This window comes from Enterobacter cloacae subsp. cloacae ATCC 13047 (assembly GCF_000025565.1).
Taxonomy (GTDB): Bacteria; Pseudomonadota; Gammaproteobacteria; order Enterobacterales; family Enterobacteriaceae; genus Enterobacter; species Enterobacter cloacae.
This window is the reverse complement of the sequence record NC_014121.1, coordinates 4,735,626-4,748,470: the sequence shown is the minus strand read 5'-3', so window position 1 is coordinate 4,748,470 and position 12,845 is coordinate 4,735,626. Positions and strand designations below refer to the sequence as shown.

Here is a 12,845-nt window from a genome sequence, read left to right as displayed (position 1 = left end):
TGATGTGAAAACGCTAACAAGAAAAATCTCCCGCACCGCCATCACCATGGCGCTGGTTATCCTCGCGTTCATCGCTATTTTTCGCGCCTGGGTCTATTACACCGAATCACCGTGGACGCGTGACGCGCGTTTTAGCGCCGATGTCGTGGCGATCGCCCCCGACGTGGCCGGTCTTATCACGGCGGTTAACGTCCACGATAACCAGCTGGTGAAGAAAGACCAGGTGCTGTTCACCATTGACCAGCCGCGTTACCAGAAAGCACTGGAAGAAGCGGAAGCGGATGTCGCCTATTACCAGGCGCTGGCTGCGGAGAAACGCCGTGAGGCGGGCCGCCGTAACCAGCTGGGGGTTCAGGCGATGTCCCGGGAAGAGATCGATCAGTCTAACAACGTGCTGCAAACCGTGCTGCATCAGCTGGCAAAGGCGCAGGCGACGCGCGACCTGGCGAAGCTCGATCTGGAGCGTACCGTGATCCGCGCACCTGCCGATGGCTGGGTCACCAACCTGAATGTCTATGCCGGGGAGTTTATCACCCGCGGTTCAACCGCCGTGGCGCTGGTGAAACAAAACTCATTCTATGTGCTTGCCTATATGGAAGAGACCAAACTGGAAGGCGTTCGTCCGGGCTACCGCGCAGAGATCACGCCGCTTGGCAGCAACCGCGTCTTTAAAGGTACCGTAGATAGCGTTGCGGCTGGCGTCACCAACTCCAGCAGCTCCAATGATGCTAAAGGGATGGCGACGGTTGATTCCAACCTGGAATGGGTGCGCCTGGCCCAGCGTGTGCCGGTACGTATTCATCTGGACGAACAGCAGGGCAACCTGTGGCCTGCGGGCACAACCGCGACGGTGGTGATCACCGGTGAGAAAGACCGGGACGCCAGCCAGGACTCTATTTTCCGTAAAATCGCCCATCGTCTGCGCGAGTTTGGTTAATCGCTATGGGGATCTTTACTATCGCCAGCCAGCACATTCGCTTCGCCGTGAAGCTGGCGAGTGCCATTGTGCTGGCGCTGTTTGTCGGCTTTCACTTCCAGCTGGAAACCCCCCGCTGGGCGGTGTTAACGGCGGCGATTGTCGCGGCTGGCCCGGCATTCGCGGCAGGTGGGGAGCCTTACTCCGGGGCGATCCGCTATCGCGGGATGCTGCGTATCATCGGGACGTTTATCGGCTGTATCGCCGCGCTCACCATTATCATTTTGATGATCCGCACGCCACTGTTGATGGTATTGGTGTGCTGTATCTGGGCGGGCTTCTGCACCTGGCTCTCCTCTCTGGTGAAGGTCGAAAACTCTTACGCCTGGGGGCTGGCGGGTTATACCGCACTGATTATTGTCATCACCATTCAAACCGAACCGCTGCTCGCGCCGCAGTTTGCCGTGGAACGCTGCAGTGAGATCGTGATTGGTATCGTCTGCGCAATTGTTGCTGACCTGCTTTTCTCCCCTCGCTCCATCAAACAGGAGGTGGATCGCGAACTGGATGCGCTGATCGTCTCCCAGTATCAGCTGATGCAGCTCTGCATCAAGCACGGTGACAGCGAAGAGGTGGACAAAGCCTGGAGTGGACTGGTTCGCCGCACGCAGGCGCTGGAAGGGATGCGCAGTAACCTTAATATGGAGTCCTCGCGCTGGGCGCGCGCCAACCGTCGTCTTAAAGCGATCAATACCGTCTCCTTAACGCTGATTACCCAGGCGTGCGAAACCTACCTTATTCAGAACACCCGCCCGGAATCGGTTACCGATACCTTTCGCGAACTGTTTGCCGAGCCGGTGGAAACGGTGCAGGACGTACATAAGCAGCTCAAACGCATGCGGCGGGTCATTGCCTGGACCGGAGAGCGCGACACACCGGTGACCATTTATACGTGGGTTGGCGCCGCGACGCGCTACCTGCTGCTGAAACGGGGCGTGATCGGCAATACGAAAATCAGCGCGGCGGAAGAGGAAGTCCTGCAGGGCGAAGTGGTGATCAAGGCGGAATCGGCTGAGCGCCACCACGCGATGGTCAACTTCTGGCGTACCACGCTTGCCTGTATGCTCGGCACGCTGTTCTGGCTGTGGACTGGCTGGACCTCCGGCAGCGGCGCGATGGTCATGATTGCCGTCGTCACGGCGCTGGCAATGCGTCTGCCCAACCCGCGTATGGTCGCTATCGATTTCCTGTACGGCACGATTGCCGCGTTACCGCTTGGCGCGCTCTATTTCCTGGTGATCCTCCCGTCCACGCAGCAGAGCATGTTGCTGCTCTGTATCAGTCTTGCGGTGATGGCATTCTTTATCGGGATAGAAGTGCAGAAGCGCCGTCTGGGATCGCTCGGTGCCCTCGCCAGTACTATTAACATTCTGGTGCTGGATAACCCCATGACGTTCCATTTCAGCCAGTTCCTCGACAGCGCCCTGGGTCAGCTGGTGGGCTGTTTCCTGGCGATGATGGTGATTCTGCTGGTGCGCGACAATTCGCAGGCGCGAACAGGTCGCGTGCTGTTGAACCAGTTCGTTTCGGCGGCGGTCTCTTCCATGACCACCAACACTGCGCGCCGTAAAGAGAACCATCTGCCTGCGCTCTATCAGCAGCTGTTTTTACTGTTAAATAAGTTCCCTGGCGACATTGCCCGCTTTCGTCTGGCGTTAACCATGATCATTGCGCATCAGCGTCTGCGTAACGCACCGGTGCCCATCAACGACGATCTGTCGGCATTCCACCGCCAGTTGCGCCGTACCGCGGACCATGTGCTTTCCGCCTCCAGTGATGACAAACGACGCCGTTACTTTAAGCAGTTGCTGGAAGAGTTGGATGTCTACCAGGAGAAGCTCAGGGTCTGGGAAGCACCTCCTCAGGTGACCGAGCCGGTAGCGCGGCTGGTGTTTATGCTGCACCGCTACCAGAATGTCCTGACGGATAACTGACTGAAGTAAAAAACCGACGCCAAAAGCGTCGGTTTTTTTGTGGCTATACTTATTTCTGCAGGCTCTTACATTCAGAAAGGGAGGACACATGACTACCCAGGCGCTTCAGGACCACATTCTTTTTCAGACCGGTTATCTGGTTAACGGCATATGGAAACCGCTGGACACGACGTTTGATGTGTTGAACCCGGCTACCGGTGATGTTATCGCCAAAGTGGCGAAAGCCGGTAAAGCAGAAACCGAAGAGGCGATTGCCGCCGCCGCGAAAGCCTTCCCGGCCTGGCGGGCCAAAACCGCGAAAGAGCGCTCGACCATTCTCTATCGCTGGTATGAACTGATTATTGAGAATAAAAGCTGGCTTGGTCGGTTAATGACCACCGAACAGGGCAAACCCCTGAAAGAAGCTGAAGGCGAGGTGGAGTACGCCGCCAGTTTTATTCAGTGGTTTGCCGAAGAGGCCAAGCGTGCTAACGGTGAAATTATTCCGCCGATCAAACCGGGCTCCCGCATTCTGGCTACCCGTGAGCCTGTGGGAGTGGTGGCGGCAATTACACCGTGGAACTTCCCGATGGCGATGCTCACCCGTAAGCTTGGTCCGGCGCTGGCCGCGGGGTGTACCGGGGTCATCAAACCGGCAAACAACACCCCGCTCAGCGCGTTTGCGCTGCTCACGCTGGCGAAACAGGCCGGTGTGCCGGATGGCGTCCTCAACGCCGTGGCCGGTAATACGCATGAGATCAGCGACGCGATTATGGCGAGCCACGAGGTGCGGAAAATCTCGTTTACCGGCTCCACTTCCGTCGGCAAAACGCTGGTGCGTAACGCCGCGGACACCATGAAAAAAGTTTCGATGGAGCTGGGGGGGAATGCCCCGTATATCGTGTTTGAAGATGCGGACATCGATGCTGCCGTCAAAGGGGCGATCGCCAACAAATTCCGTAATGCCGGACAGGTCTGCGTCAGCGTTAACCGCTTCTATATTCAGGAAACCGTCTACGACAAGTTTGTGAACAAACTGGCCGATGCGGTGAACGCGCTGAAGGTGGGAAATGGTCTGGAAGACGGTGTGGTCGTAGGCCCGCTGATTGAACCCTCCGCGGTGAACAAAGTGCGCGAGCATGTGGAAGACGCTGTTGCCCGGGGGGCGACTGTCCTGGCGGGCGGTAAACCACATCCGCTTGGGGGCAATTTCTGGATGCCCACCGTGCTTGGCGACTGTCATGAAGGCATGAAACTGGCGGAAGAAGAGACGTTTGGTCCCGTTGCCGCCTGCTTCCGTTTCACTTCTGAAGATGAAGTCATCCAGCGCGCCAACAACACGCCTTATGGTCTGGCGGCTTACTTTTATACTCAGAATCTGTCGCGCGTTTTCCGCGTCTCGCAGGCAATCGAAAGCGGGATGATTGGGATTAATGAGTGCGCCGTTTCCACGGAGCTTGGACCTTTTGGTGGGGTAAAAGAGTCTGGCCTGGGTCGAGAAGGGTCCGTGCTGGGGCTGGAAGAGTATCTGGAAGTCAAAACCCTGCATATCGGGGGATTATAATAGACAGGGCGGCATCTGCCGCTCGCCTGGACTGGGTGGCTGGCAATGAAAACCTATACCTTTGATTTTGACGAGATCGACAGTCAGGAAGACTTCTATCGTGAATTTATCCGGGCGTTTGATCTGGAACGGGAAAGCGTCACGAATCTGGATATGCTGTGGGATGTGGTGACCGGCAGTCAGCTGCCGTTACCGCTGGAGATAGAGTTTATTCATCTGCCCGATAAGCTGCGCAGACGATTTGGGGCGCTGATTTTATTGTTTGATGAAGCAGAAGAAGAGCTGGAAGGGCAGTTGCGTTTCAACGCGCGCCATTGATTACGCGAAAAAAAGCCCCTGACCAGCGAGGCCAGGGGCAAGTCGTATGATGAGATACGACGAGGGTTTATTTATACAGTTCTGCCGTAGCGTGCCAGTGGTCACCCTGATTCAGTTCGGTGACGCGGTAGCTGCTGGCGCCTGCTTTTTCAGCTTTTGCGGCCAGCTCCTGACGGATATCCATCGGAGAGCCGGTGACGGACGTTACGGAAACACTACCCATAGACTGCAGATTTTGCGCCTGCTCGGTATTCACCTGCTGGACGGCTGCGCTTGCGCCGAAAGAGAGAACCGATGCCAGACCGAGGGTTGCGATGATTAATTTGGTTTTCATAGTCTTTGCTCCTGAAGAGGTTTTTGCTCAACGGCGAGAAGGGTTGAACTGCTATTTTTATGCCTGGTGCCGTTGAGTGGAGATAGTCGTCTTCTGTTATTACTAAAACTTATTTATACAGCTCAGCGGTAGCGTGCCAGTGGTCACCGGAACGCGCTTCAATGATGCGATAGGATGATGCACCTTGTTCTTCCGCTTTTTTGTTCAGCATCTCATGCATGTCCATTGGAGACGTGCCGATTGCGCCGACAGAAACCGTACCGATAGCCTCACGGGATTGCGCCTGATCGGCATTAATGGAGTCTGCTGCGAAAGCACCGAATGACAGGACAGACAGGACGCTCAGCGCCGCTACAGTTGTTTTGATTTTCATGATTTTTACCTCGTCGAATTTTTTAGTGGGGTCTTTGTTTCGTGACCCTCATCACAAAATCAAGTATACACTAATAACGGTAAAAATTAATATCAGACTAATTGTTTCATGGGTTATTACGTGTTAAACAGCGCAATTTTTATAACCTAATGGCATAATGTTGGTTATTTTCTGTACACGTTTGCGTGTTATATCTAAGTAAATCATATGGATAAATGATTTTGATATTTTGTGCGATTCTTTGATTTATCATTCACTGGCTGAATGTTAATGAGTGGTAAAAAGCACTATTTGTTAAATTGAGGACAGGAGAAAACAGGGGAAAACGCAGCGGGGGCAGAATGAACCCCGTAGCGACGCTACGGGGAGAGAGGATTACAGCTCCTGTTCGAACAGAACCAGGATCGCCTCGTGGAGATCTTTCACCGAAAAGCCGTTGGCTGGCGTGGTAAAGATGGTGTCATCACCGGCGATGGTACCGAGAATCCCTTCCGTTTTACCCAGAGAGTCCAGCATGCGGGCAATCAGCTGTGCGGCGCCAGGGCTTGTGTGGATCACCACAACGGCATCGTTGTGGTCGATATCCAGAACCAGGTTCTTCAGCGGGCTGGAGGTTGTCGGCACGCCAAGTTCAGCTGGCAGGCAATAGACCATCTCCATTTTGGCGTTACGGGTACGCACCGCGCCAAATTTGGTCAACATACGGGATACTTTCGACTGGTTGATATTGTCGAAGCCTTGTTCCTGCAGCGCCTGAACAATTTCTCCCTGAGAACTGAATTTCTCTTCTTTGAGTAGCGCTTTAAACGCCTTTACTAATTCTTCTTGCTTAGACGAGCTTCGCATAAGTCACCCGGAATATGACGATAGAAACAACATTATTATGCACGTGGATGAATTTTTATGCAAATTATCTACCAGGCAGTAGCCTGAAATAATGTTATGAAAGGGAGTAATATTATCAGATTTCGTTATCGGAAAACATGCCTGGGTCACGCCACGCAAATAAGCTTAAAAGTAAATTAAATGTTATCAAAATGATGTTGTTTTGGTGGCGTGGCAGGGTGTATTGTAACCACCTCTTAATTCGTTGCCGTCTGTTGTCAGAGAGTCTTCTGGGAAGAGAGAAAGTCGCGTGACCTCAAATTCTTTAGCTACGAAAATTGTAATTAATTACCTGCTGAATTAAGGTCGCCGCAACGGATTTACAGATACTTAAGTTAACCATAATAAGGAGTTTAGGATGAAAGTCGCAGTCCTCGGCGCTGCTGGTGGTATCGGCCAGGCGCTTGCCCTACTACTGAAAACCCAACTGCCTTCAGGCTCAGAACTCTCCCTGTACGACATTGCTCCGGTAACCCCAGGTGTGGCGGTTGACCTGAGCCACATCCCGACCGCTGTTAACATCAAAGGCTTCTCCGGCGAAGACGCGCGTCCTGCGCTGCAGGGTGCTGACGTTGTGCTGATCTCCGCTGGTGTGGCGCGTAAGCCAGGTATGGATCGTTCCGACCTGTTCAACGTCAACGCAGGCATCGTGAAAAACCTGGTGCAGCAGATCGCTGAAGTGTGTCCGAAAGCGTGCATCGGTATCATCACTAACCCGGTGAACACCACGGTCGCTATTGCGGCAGAAGTACTGAAGAAAGCAGGCGTTTACGACAAGAACAAACTGTTCGGCGTGACCACGCTGGATATCATCCGTTCTAACACCTTCGTGGCTGAGCTGAAAGGCAAGCAGCCTACGGAAGTTGAAGTGCCGGTCATCGGTGGTCACTCTGGTGTGACAATTCTGCCTCTGCTGTCGCAGATCCCAGGCGTGAGCTTCACCGAGCAGGAAGTGGTTGACCTGACCAAACGTATCCAGAACGCAGGCACCGAAGTGGTGGAAGCGAAGGCGGGTGGCGGTTCTGCAACGCTGTCTATGGGCCAGGCGGCTGCACGTTTCGGTCTGTCACTGGTTCGCGCGCTGCAGGGCGAGAAGGGCGTGGTTGAATGCGCTTATGTTGAAGGCGATGGCGAACACGCGCGCTTCTTCTCCCAGCCGCTGCTGCTCGGTAAAAATGGTATCGAAGAGCGTAAGCCAATTGGCACGCTGAGCGCGTTTGAACAAAACGCGATGGAAGGCATGCTGGACACGCTGAAGAAAGATATCACGCTGGGCGAAGAGTTCGTTAACAAGTGATCTTGTCCCGGTAAAAAAAACGGAGCGCTACGCTCCGTTTTTTATGCCCGTCAGTTGGTGGCCGGGTATTCCTGAATGGTCACATGCAGCGTCAGTTTCTTATCGTTGCGCATGACTTCAACCGGGATGATGGAACCCGGGCGAATTTCTGCCACCTGGTCCATCGTCTCAAGCGCAGAGACCGCCGGTGTGCCGTTGACCGACAGAATGACATCATTAACCTGAATGCCCGCATTGGCAGCCGGTCCACCAGGCGCCACTTCGTTAACCACAATCCCCTGAATCTGATCGATCCCGCCACCCTGCGTATGCATAGGAGCAATTTCGCGACCACCAATCCCGATGTAACCGCGGATCACGCGACCGTCCCGGATCAGCTTGTCCATAATTTTGGTTGCCAGCTGGAACGGAATGGCAAAGCCGATCCCTTCCGGCGTCTCGCCATCGTTGCTTTTATCGAAGGAGAGGGTGTTGATACCCATAAGCTCGCCCAGCGAGTTGACCAGCGCACCGCCGGAGTTCCCGTGGTTGATGGAGGCATCGGTTTGCAGGAAGTTCTGCCGTCCCGATGGGTTCAGACCGATGCGACCCGTGGCGCTGATGATCCCCTGGGTGATGGTCTGCCCCAGGTTGTATGGGTTACCGATAGCCAGAACCACATCGCCAATGTGCGGAGTGCGTTTACGGTTGATCGGAATCACGGGCAGCCCGCCGGTGGCGTTGATTTTCAGCACGGCCAGATCGGTCAGGCTGTCAGAGCCGACAAGTAAGGCCTCAAACACGCGGCCATCCTGAAGTGCGACGATGATCTGGTCAGCATCGTTGATCACGTGCTTGTTGGTAATGATGTATCCGCGATCGTCCATAATCACGCCGGAGCCGAGGGTACGGATCTCCAGCTGGTTATGGGCTGAACTGTTAAGACCACGGTTGTAGACGTTCACCACTGCGGGTGCGGCACGGCGAACGGCCTGATTATAGGTGGCAGGCGTTTCATCCGCGCTGTCAAACTGGGGAGCCGACAGCTTGTTGAACTGGCGTAAAGACGGCATGGCCGCTAACAGCAGGCCCGCAACAATCAAACCGATGGCAATGGAACGAAAGAGCTTTAAAAGCATGATGCGCGTGTCGTTAAAAAAGGAACGGTTTGCAGCATAACATGAGTTATCCCGGACATCACACGCGGCGGTGATACCCGGGATAGCAAATGCTTAGCGCAACAGAATATAGATAGATTCGTTGCCGCGCATAATTTGCAGGGCAATGACCGTTGGTTTACTTTCCAGCACCTTGCGCAGCTCAGCGATAGACTGCACGCGGGTGCGATTCACGCCGATGATCACATCATCCTGATGCAATCCCGCCTGCGCGGCAGGGCTGCTCTTCTCTACGGTATCGATGCTGATGCCTTTGGTGCCGTCTTTAAGCTGCCCGTCGCTGAGGGTCGCGCCCTGCAGTGCAGGGGCGATAAGCTCCGCACTGGCGGAGGAAGAGGTGCTCTTGTCCAGCGTCACTTCCACATTCAGCGGTTTGCCGTCACGAATCAGGCCCAGCTTCACTTTGGCGCCCGGTTCGGTGGTGGCGATACGTGAGCGCAGCTCTGCAAAGCTGCTCAGCGGCTTATCATTCAGGCTGACGATCACATCACCTGATTTAATGCCCGCTTTTGCCGAGCCGGAATTGGGCAGCACTTCACTGACGAACGCACCGCGCTGCACGTTGATGTTGAACGCTTTTGCGATATCGGCGCTCATCTCCATCCCTTTGATGCCCAACAGGCCGCGTTTGACTTCACCAAACTGGATAAGCTGCTGTGCCAGCGTTTTGGCCATATTGCTGGGAATGGCAAACCCGATCCCGATACTGCCGCCACCTGGCGCGAGGATTGCTGTGTTAATACCAATCAGCTCGCCGTTAAGGTTCAGCAGCGCCCCGCCGGAGTTCCCGCGGTTAATTGAGGCATCGGTCTGGATAAAGTTTTCCAGGCCTTCAAGATTCAGGCCGCTGCGCCCCAGCGCGGAAATGATCCCGGAGGTCGCCGTTTGTCCTAAACCAAAGGGGTTGCCCACGGCAACAGCAAAGTCGCCGACGCGCAGTTTGTCGGAGTCGGCGATGGCAATCTGGGTCAGATTACTTGGGTTTTGCACCTGCAACAGCGCGATGTCGCTCTGGTCATCGCCGCCGATCAATTTGGCATCAAATTCCCGACCATCATTCAGCTGCACGCTGATTTTATCGGCCTGGCTGATAACGTGGTTGTTGGTCAGAATATAGCCTTTGGCCGCATCAATGATGACGCCTGAGCCCAGCCCTTCAAAAGGCTGAGCCTGCTGGTCGGGCGACTCATCGCCAAAATATTTTTTCAGTTCTTCAGGTACGCGCTGGCTTTGCACGGCAGTGCCTTCTACCTGCACGCTGACTACCGCAGGCAACACTTTTTCCAGCATGGGTGCGAGGCTCGGAATCGCCGTCTGGCCCGGCACCTGCGAGGGAAGGGCGGCAAAGGCAGGGAAGGACGCCGAGAGAGATAACCCGACACTTAACGCTAACGCGCTCAACAGCTGGTTCTTTTTCTTCATCGATGCTGACTCTCGTAACCTGGAGTAAAGGAAAAAACGGGCCCAAAAACACGTTGATGTTATTGAATTTTAAACCGCTGAACAATGAGGTGTTTACCTAAATAATAGCTGGGGTCAGGAAGAAAGGACGGGCGCAATCGCTGCGCCCGTAAAATAATTTCAGGTTGTGTGATTAATCGCGCTTAACACCGCCGCGCAGCAGGCCGGACGCGCCATCAGAATAGTCGCGAGGCATCTGAACAGGGGCCTGATCGTTACCGGCCTCAGAGTCTGCCAGACGGTTGCGGAACGGGTTGGTTTCCGCGGTCATTTCCGGCAGCAGGCTGCTGGAGCTTTTTGCCATGTGCTGATACAGCTGGCGATAATCGGTCGCCATGTTGTCCAGCAGCTCAGCGCTACGGGCAAAGTGGCTGACCAGCTCTTCGCGGTACTCTTCCAGCTCGGCTTTGTTCTTTTCCAGTTCGTATTGCAGTGACTGCTGCTGACGCAATTTGCGATTACCGAAACGCATGGCCACAGCACCGATCACGATGCCGACGACTAAACCGATTAGCGCATATTCCCAGGTCATGAACTTCTCCCGTTGTCTTGTTGTTCCGTAGGGTGTTGGCTCGGCTCCTGCCTGTGCCTGATATTGCCACTATAACCGCTATTTCTGCAGAAGTGGAATCCTGACGTATCATCGCGTAGTGTAGAACGGCCTTTTTTTCATCAGTCACGCCTGCTGATGAGGTTTAATTGAAGGAATAACAACAAGATTATGCAAAACCTGTCCCCCGCATCGCGATATCAACTGGCCCTGGACGAGGGCTCACATCAGCCGGATGACGTTCAACGTGAAGCGGTTAACCGTCTGGATACCCTTTTCCATGAGCTTACGGCAAAACCTGCGGAATCAGGGCAGAGCTGTGGGCTGAAGGCGGCATTGAGCCGACTGCTCGGAAAAAAAGAGCCACAGGCTAACGCTCCGGCACGCGGTTTATATATGTGGGGCGGTGTCGGTCGCGGGAAAACCTGGTTGATGGATCTGTTTTATCAGAGCCTGCCGGGTGAGCGTAAACAACGCCTGCATTTCCACCGCTTTATGCTGCGGGTGCATGAAGAGTTAACGGCGCTGCAGGGCAAAAGCGATCCGCTGGAGATTGTGGCTGACAGGTTTAAGGCCGAAACGGACGTCCTCTGTTTCGATGAGTTTTTTGTTTCGGATATCACCGATGCCATGCTGTTGGGCGGCCTGATGAAAGCGCTGTTTGCCCGCGGCATCACGCTGGTCGCCACCTCGAATATTCCGCCGGATGAGCTGTATCGTAACGGCCTCCAGCGGGCGCGTTTCCTGCCTGCCATTGATGCCATCAAACAGTATTGTGACATTATGAATGTTGATGCGGGCGTGGATTACCGTTTGCGCACGCTGACTCAGGCGCACCTGTGGCTCTCACCGCTGAATGCCGAGACCACCCGCCAGATGGATAAACTATGGCTGGCGCTGGCGGGAGCAAAGCGCGAAAACGCCCCGACGCTGGAGATTAACCATCGTCCGTTGCCTACGCTCGGTGTTGAAAACCAAACGCTGGCGGTCTCTTTTGCGACGCTGTGCGTGGATGCCCGCAGTCAGCACGACTACATCGCCCTTTCGCGCCTGTTCCACACGGTGATGCTGCTGGATGTACCCGTCATGACACGGCTGATGGAAAGCGAAGCGCGACGCTTCATTGCGCTGGTGGACGAGTTTTACGAACGCCACGTCAAGCTGGTGGTGAGCGCCGAGGTGCCTTTATATGAGGTGTATCAGGGGGAACGTTTGAAGTTTGAGTTCCAGCGCTGCCTGTCGCGCCTGCAGGAGATGCAGAGCGAGGAGTATCTGAAGCTGGAGCATATGCCTTAAATGCTACCCTCTCCCCGTGGGAGAGGGGCTGGGGGTGAGGGCACCGGACCGCAAAAACTTGCCCCCCGAAAAACCCATTCCAAATCACATTTAAGGGTCGATCTTTGACCTCAACTTCTCTATAATCTTGCGACCCCACGTTACGAGAAGGTTTTTTTCCCGAAACTTTCTATGTGTCGGCATGAGCTATTCGAAGGGGTAGGTTTGCCGGACTTTGTCGTGTGAACCTCAACTGACTAAACGTTTGGGTGTTCACCAACGTGTAACTTATTATTTGGGTAAGCTTTTAATGAAAACTTTTACAGCTAAACCAGAAACCGTACAACGCGACTGGTATGTTGTTGACGCGACCGGTAAAACTCTGGGCCGTCTGGCTACTGAACTGGCTCGTCGCCTGCGCGGTAAGCACAAAGCGGAATACACTCCGCACGTTGATACTGGTGACTACATCATCGTTCTGAACGCAGAAAAAGTTGCTGTAACCGGCAACAAGCGCGAAGACAAAATGTACTACCACCACACTGGCCACATCGGTGGTATCAAAGAAGCGACCTTTGAAGAGATGATTGCTCGCCGTCCTGAGCGTGTGATTGAAATCGCGGTTAAAGGCATGCTGCCAAAAGGCCCGCTGGGTCGTGCTATGTTCCGTAAACTGAAAGTTTACGCAGGTAACGAGCACAACCACGCGGCACAGCAACCGCAAGTTCTTGACATCTAATCG

Annotated in this window: 13 protein-coding genes; 7 read left to right on the top strand and 6 right to left on the bottom strand. The window is 54.4% G+C overall.

Annotation, left to right across the window (positions count from 1 at the left end; translation table 11 throughout):
* Nucleotides 1–4: 4 nt before the first annotated feature.
* The 4 genes from aaeA (at nucleotide 5) to ECL_RS23045 (ending at nucleotide 4,771) form a co-directional block, all read left to right on the top strand.
* On the top strand, nucleotides 5–937 hold the full coding sequence (gene aaeA / locus ECL_RS23060; RefSeq protein WP_013098978.1) for a p-hydroxybenzoic acid efflux pump subunit AaeA: 933 nt from the start codon (nucleotides 5–7) through the stop codon (nucleotides 935–937).
* 5 nt (nucleotides 938–942) lie between these two features.
* Nucleotides 943–2,910 carry a p-hydroxybenzoic acid efflux pump subunit AaeB gene (gene aaeB, locus ECL_RS23055; protein WP_013098977.1) on the top strand — a complete coding sequence of 656 codons (1,968 nt, stop codon included), beginning with the start codon at nucleotides 943–945 and terminating at the stop codon, nucleotides 2,908–2,910.
* Nucleotides 2,911–2,998: 88 nt separating this feature from the next.
* Nucleotides 2,999–4,453: an NAD-dependent succinate-semialdehyde dehydrogenase gene (locus ECL_RS23050; protein ID WP_013098976.1), complete on the top strand. Its 1,455-nt coding sequence runs from the start codon at nucleotides 2,999–3,001 to the stop codon at nucleotides 4,451–4,453.
* A 45-nt stretch (nucleotides 4,454–4,498) separates the two neighbouring features.
* Complete coding sequence (locus ECL_RS23045; RefSeq protein ID WP_013098975.1) at nucleotides 4,499–4,771, top strand: barstar family protein; 273 nt, start codon at nucleotides 4,499–4,501, stop codon at nucleotides 4,769–4,771.
* Nucleotides 4,772–4,838: 67 nt separating this feature from the next.
* Here ECL_RS23045 and yhcN (ECL_RS23040) read toward each other — a convergent pair whose 3' ends face one another.
* The 3 genes from yhcN (ECL_RS23040) to argR all read right to left on the bottom strand — a co-directional run bounded on the left by yhcN (ECL_RS23040) (nucleotide 4,839) and on the right by argR (nucleotide 6,324).
* Nucleotides 4,839–5,105, bottom strand: coding sequence for a peroxide/acid stress response protein YhcN (yhcN, locus tag ECL_RS23040; RefSeq protein ID WP_013098974.1), 267 nt, complete (start codon nucleotides 5,103–5,105; stop codon nucleotides 4,839–4,841).
* Nucleotides 5,106–5,214: 109 nt separating this feature from the next.
* A complete protein-coding gene (gene yhcN, locus ECL_RS23035) occupies nucleotides 5,215–5,478 on the bottom strand; it encodes a peroxide/acid stress response protein YhcN (protein WP_013098973.1) in 264 nt (87 codons plus the stop codon).
* Between the two features lie 375 nt (nucleotides 5,479–5,853).
* Nucleotides 5,854–6,324, bottom strand: a complete 471-nt coding sequence (argR, locus tag ECL_RS23030; protein WP_013098972.1) for a transcriptional regulator ArgR — start codon at nucleotides 6,322–6,324, stop codon at nucleotides 5,854–5,856.
* Nucleotides 6,325–6,721: 397 nt separating this feature from the next.
* Between argR and mdh the strand changes: the two genes are divergently transcribed.
* On the top strand, nucleotides 6,722–7,660 hold the full coding sequence (mdh, locus tag ECL_RS23025) for a malate dehydrogenase (protein WP_013098971.1): 939 nt from the start codon (nucleotides 6,722–6,724) through the stop codon (nucleotides 7,658–7,660).
* A gap of 50 nt (nucleotides 7,661–7,710) precedes the next feature.
* On the opposite strand, the gene degS is transcribed toward mdh, so the two are convergent.
* The 3 genes from degS to zapG form a co-directional block, all read right to left on the bottom strand.
* Nucleotides 7,711–8,778 (bottom strand): outer membrane-stress sensor serine endopeptidase DegS, encoded by a 1,068-nt coding sequence (gene degS / locus ECL_RS23020; RefSeq protein WP_013098970.1) that lies wholly within the window; start codon nucleotides 8,776–8,778, stop codon nucleotides 7,711–7,713.
* A gap of 93 nt (nucleotides 8,779–8,871) precedes the next feature.
* Nucleotides 8,872–10,239 carry a serine endoprotease DegQ gene (gene degQ / locus ECL_RS23015; protein ID WP_013098969.1) on the bottom strand — a complete coding sequence of 456 codons (1,368 nt, stop codon included), beginning with the start codon at nucleotides 10,237–10,239 and terminating at the stop codon, nucleotides 8,872–8,874.
* Between the two features lie 172 nt (nucleotides 10,240–10,411).
* Nucleotides 10,412–10,810 carry a Z-ring associated protein ZapG gene (gene zapG, locus ECL_RS23010; protein WP_008502832.1) on the bottom strand — a complete coding sequence of 133 codons (399 nt, stop codon included), beginning with the start codon at nucleotides 10,808–10,810 and terminating at the stop codon, nucleotides 10,412–10,414.
* Nucleotides 10,811–10,999: 189 nt separating this feature from the next.
* Between zapG and zapE the strand changes: the two genes are divergently transcribed.
* A complete protein-coding gene (gene zapE / locus ECL_RS23005; protein WP_013098968.1) occupies nucleotides 11,000–12,124 on the top strand; it encodes a cell division protein ZapE in 1,125 nt (374 codons plus the stop codon).
* A 289-nt stretch (nucleotides 12,125–12,413) separates the two neighbouring features.
* Nucleotides 12,414–12,842: a 50S ribosomal protein L13 gene (rplM, locus tag ECL_RS23000; protein WP_013098967.1), complete on the top strand. Its 429-nt coding sequence runs from the start codon at nucleotides 12,414–12,416 to the stop codon at nucleotides 12,840–12,842.
* The last annotated feature ends 3 nt before the right edge of the window (nucleotides 12,843–12,845 follow it).

Bases quoted from the DNA above. Each gene is read 5' to 3' on its own strand.
- mdh (WP_013098971.1), top strand. From the start codon at position 6,722: ATGAAAGTCGCAGTCCTCGGCGCTGCTGGTGGTATCGGCCAGGCGCTT.
- yhcN (WP_013098974.1), bottom strand. From the start codon at position 5,105: ATGAAAACCAAATTAATCATCGCAACCCTCGGTCTGGCATCGGTTCTC.
- zapG (WP_008502832.1), bottom strand. From the start codon at position 10,810: ATGACCTGGGAATATGCGCTAATCGGTTTAGTCGTCGGCATCGTGATC.
- degS (WP_013098970.1), bottom strand. From the start codon at position 8,778: ATGCTTTTAAAGCTCTTTCGTTCCATTGCCATCGGTTTGATTGTTGCG.
- aaeB (WP_013098977.1), top strand. From the start codon at position 943: ATGGGGATCTTTACTATCGCCAGCCAGCACATTCGCTTCGCCGTGAAG.
- rplM (WP_013098967.1), top strand. From the start codon at position 12,414: ATGAAAACTTTTACAGCTAAACCAGAAACCGTACAACGCGACTGGTAT.
- zapE (WP_013098968.1), top strand. From the start codon at position 11,000: ATGCAAAACCTGTCCCCCGCATCGCGATATCAACTGGCCCTGGACGAG.
- degQ (WP_013098969.1), bottom strand. From the start codon at position 10,239: ATGAAGAAAAAGAACCAGCTGTTGAGCGCGTTAGCGTTAAGTGTCGGG.
- ECL_RS23045 (WP_013098975.1), top strand. From the start codon at position 4,499: ATGAAAACCTATACCTTTGATTTTGACGAGATCGACAGTCAGGAAGAC.
- ECL_RS23050 (WP_013098976.1), top strand. From the start codon at position 2,999: ATGACTACCCAGGCGCTTCAGGACCACATTCTTTTTCAGACCGGTTAT.
- argR (WP_013098972.1), bottom strand. From the start codon at position 6,324: ATGCGAAGCTCGTCTAAGCAAGAAGAATTAGTAAAGGCGTTTAAAGCG.
- yhcN (WP_013098973.1), bottom strand. From the start codon at position 5,478: ATGAAAATCAAAACAACTGTAGCGGCGCTGAGCGTCCTGTCTGTCCTG.